The organism is Bacteroidota bacterium (assembly GCA_034723125.1).
Classification (GTDB): Bacteria; Bacteroidota; Bacteroidia; order CAILMK01; family JAAYUY01; genus JAYEOP01.
Genome location: JAYEOP010000119.1, coordinates 1 through 4,321, shown reverse-complemented (window position 1 = coordinate 4,321; position 4,321 = coordinate 1). Strand labels below are relative to the sequence as shown.

At 30.2% G+C, this 4,321-nt stretch carries 1 protein-coding gene; it reads right to left on the bottom strand.

All coding sequences use genetic code 11. From position 1 onward, the window contains the following. Positions 1 to 644: 644 nt before the first annotated feature. The gene (locus tag U9R42_03675; GenBank protein ID MEA3495116.1) at positions 645 to 4,064 is read right to left on the bottom strand and encodes a PKD domain-containing protein; all 3,420 of its coding nucleotides are present in this window, start codon (positions 4,062 to 4,064) and stop codon (positions 645 to 647) included. Positions 4,065 to 4,321: the final 257 nt, after the last annotated feature.

Genomic DNA, 4,321 nt, shown 5'->3' with positions numbered 1-4,321 from the left:
TCTTTTGTTCTTCATTTGCATCTTCAGGAATAAAAATATCATTAGCTTGAGCATCTTTAACCAAAAATTCTCCACCTGTTGTAATTTTTGTTTCTTCCATTTTGTTTTCAATTATATTAAAGTAAATGTTCTTTAAGACTGTTTTCTTTGAAAAAATTTTGGGAGCAAATATATATTTTCTAAACTAATTTAAATGATTTTATTCACTTTCATTTTAGGGAGGTTCTATGTCAAATACTGTGGGTAATCAAATTTGCCACAAACTTCGTCTGTCGAAGACAGATTCACAGATTACTATTTTTGGGCTAAGTTCTATTTAGTGCCTCTTAGAAAACTCTCCAAAATTAAAAATGTTTCTTTTTGCGATATTTTTATTTTTCTCAAATCACTGATGCAAAGGCATCAGTTCATTTCCAAAAAGTAAAAATCTCATCAAAAATAATTCATTTTATAAAAATAGATAGTTTTCTAAGAGGCACTATTTATCTAAGCAAATAATGTCGTGCCGATGGCACTTTTGTTTATTTTATCACAGAAGTTACCATAATATAGCTCCTCTGGAGCTTTTTTCAGTACCGTAGGTACGATATTATGGTAAAAACAAAAAGTTTGCACTTATTTTTTCACTTATCACTTATTCTATCCTACTCAATAATCACTTGCTCAAAATATTCTTTATCATTATTCAGATTAATCTTAATAAAATAAATACTTTTAGGTAACTCCTTGGCGTTAACGGTTAATCTTGAATCATTAACATCAACAAAGTTCAATACTTTTTTGCCTAATGAATTGTATATAATTACCGAGTTTATTTTTTCATTTTTATCTGCCAATATCAAAAATTTATCTTGTGCAGGATTTGGAACTATCTTAATTTTAGTTGCAATCTTACTGTCCTTTATTCCTGATTTTAAAACTTCTATAAATTTTGTCTTCATTAAATCGTTTTCACAACCCAAATCAGTGGAAACAAAAAGAGAAACATCATAATCTCCATTAATATTATATTCATAAACAGGATTTTGATTTATTGATGTATCACCATTACCAAATTTCCAGAAATAATTATTAATACTACCACTATCTGTTGAAGAAAGGTTTGTGAAATTCACAACCATAGGAACTTCTCCACTTGTAGGTGAAGCACTAAAATCAATTACAGGTAAATCAACAATATTTATTAAAACAGAATCCCAAACTGTGGAACAAACAGGATCAACAGTTTTTACTTTTATCCAAAACCATTTTTTCAAATTATCATTTGTACCGGGGAAATATTTTATATCTTTAAAGCCTGTATTACCATACAAAGTACCGTCAGCATTGTCGGCTTTCATCCACTGTATTCTTTTTGAAATTTCATATTCTGCATGTAAATCAGCTTTATCCCCTTTGCAAATAAAATCTTTATTTCCATCAATTTCTACCTTAGAATCTCCCAATAAAATTAATATGGTATCAGAATTCTCACATCCGTTATTATCAACAAAATAGTAAATTACCTCATAATTCCCTTCGGGAGCATCCGTATTAAAATATTTTTTATTAACTACATTATTACTCCAATATCCGCCATTTATTCCACCGATAGGACTCGCAATAAGTTCAATCAACCCGTATTCTTTACAAAATACTGTTTCCCCTGTAATTGTTGAGGCAAAAACATTTGGTAAATCAAAAACCGTAATTGTTGTTGAATCACAAAGTGAACAAAAAGAATTTTCAACTTTATAAATTAACTTATGAGTACCTACTCCTGCAAGTTGAGGGTCAAAATTATTTACTGTAACAATTCCATTTCCACTCCAGACTCCCCCGATTGGAGTTGCATTTAGCTGTAGCAAACCATCGTTAATACAAAGATTAGAATAAGAACCTGCAATCGGCTGAGTAGGTGAATGAATAACAGTATAAAACAAGCTATCCTCATTTGAACATCCATAAATATCCGTGTATAAATAATTCAGTTTGTATTTTCCTGCATTTACAATTGATGTATCCTCTGCGTTAAAATAATATTTTGAATTTTGATAAACAACAGCAGTTCCCGTCCAAACTCCAGATGGTATTGAAGGAGTGCCATTCAACTCTATTAAACCATCTCTTGAACAAATTGAATCATCAACACCTGCATTTACATTTGGTTGTGATATTTCAAAAACATTTATTGTGTCTGTAGCTGTGCAACCTATGTTATCAATTGCTTTACAATAATATACTCCGGAATCCGAAACACTAATTTGTTTTAGCGAACCAACAACATTTGTATTTCCCAATTCATACCATTCGTAGGATGAGATATAACCGCTACTATTTAAGTCAACATCTGCTTCTACTATTCCATCTGAATAATCGCAAAAATGCAAATCTTCCCCAAGATCAATCTCCAAATCATGAATATCAATAAAAATAGAATCCAAGGAAACACAATTTGATGAATCGCTAACATTTAAAATAATCAGAGAATCTTTGTATAAAGGACCAACATTAATATTATCAGTTGTACTGCTATCACTCCACAAATAGGAAATATTTCCTTGAGCATAATTAACAATTGATGAAATGTTTAAACTTCCTCCCACACACAAAGCTGTATCAGCAGGTAAATCTACATTGATAAAAGTATCTGCAATTATTGTATTACTGTAATTAAAAGTATCGTAAGAAGTTGTCATTTGTAAAGAATAATGTAAATATCCTTGATTATAATTTTTATAGTAAATTGGGTTTGTAAAATATTTTACCCCTCCAGGCATTGTCCATTCAAATTTTAAATTTTGATGAATACCTGTTGGTTGTGCAGTAAGCTTATATTTTCCGCAACCCATCTTTTGAACAGTCACATCACCACTAATTGAATCTCTTACCCAAACTTTAAATGCTTTTGAAGAAATAGCATTTAAGGGGCAAGCATTATCTCTTACATTTACATAAAAGTTAAAAGGCAAACAATTAGCATCTTGTGAAGTAGGCACCCATGTAAAATTAGCAGACGGATGCTTTACCGAGTCATTATTATCAGTCCAGTTTGCACCGGTAATATTATTCGACCAAGAAATATGTAAGGAATCATTTATGTTATCATCGGATGTTAAAATATTAAAAGAAACCGTATCACCTAAAAGTACTTCCTTGTAATACGAATTGGACAATAGTTGAGGATTATCGTTATTAGGACAATTCATAATTATCAAGGAGCGATCACGATTCACTTCACCAATGAGAACCCCATTTCTATATTCTGAAATTTTTATAGCCATAATTGTATATTGAACCTTCGTAGTTTTAAATTTTAAATCTCCTGATGAAGCATCAAAATGAAATCCACGAGGATAGGGGAAAGTTTTATTTGGAAATCCCCAGAACATTAATGGTTTGTCATAACTATAACCACCTGTATAAGGAATATATGAAGAATTTCCATTACGAGGCTTTGTAAGAGAATAAGAAATTGAATCTAATAATTCTCCACTAGCTAACCTGTCAATATCATAAACTCCCGGATTCAGATTAATCTTTTCATTAGCACAGATGACAGTAACAGGATCTATTGAGAATTTCGGGGAATTATCACAAGGAGTTAAGCAACGATTTAGCATCGATTCTACATAAAAATTTTTAGAGGCTCCTCCAGTAGTAATTATTGTTGGTCTGCAACACATCTGATAAGATATAATTAATTCACAACAACTTCCTGCAATACTTAAATCTACCAATTTCGAATAAACATATTTTTCTATACCATAAGGAAAAGAACAACTCCCTGATTGACATCTTGTACAACTACTTGAGCAATTAGGTGTTATATCAATCGGTGCAGGTTTAGGAATATTGATGGTAGTAATTGTTTGGTTTGTTGATTTACACTTTATAGGAATCGATGCATTACTTAGATTTATTCCATTACAATCTCTATAAATTGTAGCTGTAATTATAAAACTATCTTGCCCTACACAATCCCATGTAATATCTCCACCAAAAATATGTGTAGCTTTAAGACTTGATGTTGTTACTGTAAAAAGAACAATGAATACGAGAACTAAATACTTAAACTTTTTCATAATATTATTTTTTATATCACTTTGTTTAAAAAAAACAGCTTTTAAGCAAAATGACGTTCACAATTTATTATTTAAACAATTCCGATTTTCAGAACTGATATTAACAATTTTAAAAACATAACAATATTTTTTTCAGTATGGCTGTAAAAATCACCTTTTAATATCGTTGGATGATAAATTTCACAAAGTTGTTTTATTGCAACCTTTATCAATAATTTTCAAATGTAATACTTTATTTTCAATATTCAAAATATTTT

What these genes read in the sequence shown, in the direction of transcription:
- U9R42_03675 (MEA3495116.1), bottom strand. Translation starts at nt 4,064, where the DNA reads ATGAAAAAGTTTAAGTATTTAGTTCTCGTATTCATTGTTCTTTTTACA.